Annotated in this window: 1 protein-coding gene; it reads left to right on the forward strand. The window is 43.2% G+C overall.

Features of this window, described 5'->3' with window-relative positions:
• A protein-coding gene (locus CYK47_RS15225) for an IS3 family transposase (protein ID WP_122902600.1) occupies window positions 1–1,145 on the forward strand; the annotation gives its coding sequence in 2 pieces (ribosomal slippage) (window positions 1–220 and window positions 220–1,145; 1,146 coding nt annotated over the 2 pieces). This gene is flagged as partial in the annotation.
• Between the last annotated feature and the right edge of the window lie 5 nt (window positions 1,146–1,150).

Raw genomic sequence — 1,150 nt, forward strand, 5'->3', positions numbered from 1 at the left:
AGTCCTGAATTTAAACAGCAAGCGATTGATTATGCACTTTCAAACTCCCACGAACCTATAGCTGCAATCGCCCAGAAATTAGGTGTGGGTTATTCAACTTTAGACAAATGGATTCGTGAAGCCAATCCAGTGGGTTCAAGCAAACGTCAACTTTCACCAGAACAACAGCGGATCTTAGAATTAGAGAAAGAAGTCAAACAGCTCAGGGAAGCCAATGACATCTTAAAAAAAGCGCATGTGTACTTTCTGACAGATCATGCCAAGAAAAGTACACGGTAATTCAAGATCTGGATGTGAATGAAGTCACTGTATCTTCTGCCTGTCAATGCCTGGGTGTCAGCACTTCAGGCTATTATGCCTGGCGAAAACGCCAGACCAATCCAGCGCAGAAATATAATGATTTAAAAGCCGTATATTGGCAGCATCATGCACGATTGGGTGCACCTTTATTGGTACATGACATGCATGATTTAGGTTACAGCATGAGCGAACGAACCGTTGGAAGAATGCTTAAAAAGCTTGGTTTACGTAGCAGGATTGCACGTAAATACAAGCATACGACTGATTCAAACCATCGTTTGCCTACAGCGCCTAACTTGTTGGACCGTCAATTTACGGTCAATGAACCCAATAAGATCTGGACAACGGATATTACCTATATCCGTACTAAGCAAGGTTGGCTGTATTTATGTGTGATGCTGGATCTATTCAGCCGTCGTATTGTCGGCTGGCAAACCAGCCATCGAATAGACCGTCAATTGGTGTGTGATGCGTTTCATTATGCAATGGCTCGTCAGGGGTATCCAATGGGTGTCATGGTGCATTCGGACCAAGGCTCACAGTACTGTAGTCGTGATTTTAGGGCGCTATTATTGACGAATAACTGCGTTCAAAGTATGTCACGCAGGGGAAACTGTTGGGATAATGCAGTGACCGAAAGCTTCTTTCATACATTGAAAGGTCATGTGGTCCATGGCAGTGTGTTTGCCACTCGAAAAGAAGCGAATACAGTCTTGTTTAACTATATTGAGATTTATTACAATCGGGTCAGAAGGCATTCCGCAAACGGCTGGTTAAGCCCAGAAGCCTTTGAACAGAAATATTTTAAGAATTTAGAGGGATTTGTTGTCCACGATACTGTCTAGGATCA

Source organism: Acinetobacter sp. B51(2017) (assembly GCF_003711395.1).
Classification (GTDB): Bacteria; Pseudomonadota; Gammaproteobacteria; order Pseudomonadales; family Moraxellaceae; genus Acinetobacter.